Source organism: Alcanivorax sp. HI0044, from assembly GCF_001634945.1.
Window position 1 is genome coordinate 1 of the sequence record NZ_LWEZ01001374.1, and the last position, 780, is coordinate 780.

Sequence of the window (780 nt, forward strand, 5' to 3'; positions counted from 1 at the left end):
TTGAGGGAAAAATCAATGAGCTGAAAATCAAGGAAAGCGAAATTTCTGCCCGCTTTACTCGTGAGCACCCGGCCTATCGCACCCTGATTCAACAGCGTGGCTCTCTCAACCAGGAAAAAGAACAGCTCAACAGTCAAATCAAAGCATTACCGGAAACCCAGCAGGAAGTCCTGCGCCTCATGCGCGATGTGGAAGTAAATCAGGAAATCTACGTGGGCCTGCTCAACAAGGTGCAGGAGCTGCGTATCATGAAAGCGGGCACGGTGGGTAGTGTTCGCATTATCGATAAGGCACTGGTACAGCCTGAGCCAGTTAAACCCAAGAAGCCGTTGGTTGCCATCCTGGCAGCTATGTTGGGTGGTATGGGGGCCGTTGGCTATGTGTTAGTTAAAGCTGCCTTCAATCGCGGCATCGAAAGCCCTGAACAACTGGAAGAGCAGGGCATCTCTGTTTATGCCTCCATTCCCTTGTCTGAGCATCAGCAGAAAGTAGATAGACTGGAGGCACTGAAGCGTCGGCGCCACAAAAAGAACAAAGAACCCATACCGTTGCTTGCGTTATCCGACCCCAACGATCTGGCAATCGAAGCCTTACGCAGCCTTCGAACCAGTCTTCACTTCGCCATGATGGAAGCCAGCAACAAGGTGCTCATGGTATCCGGCCCTAGCCCAGGGGTGGGCAAGTCCTTCGTCACCGCCAACTTGGCGGCAGTATTAGCACAAACTGGGCAAAATGTAGTGGTGATTGATGCCGATATGCGTAAAGGGCACATGCACCGTT

The 780-nt window shown here is 52.1% G+C and carries 1 protein-coding gene; it reads left to right on the plus strand.

Going from position 1 to position 780, the window contains the following annotated elements; genetic code table 11:
* Positions 1–780 (plus strand): GNVR domain-containing protein (locus A3730_RS20350; protein ID WP_156501271.1); only part of this gene is annotated, 780 nt, incomplete at both ends.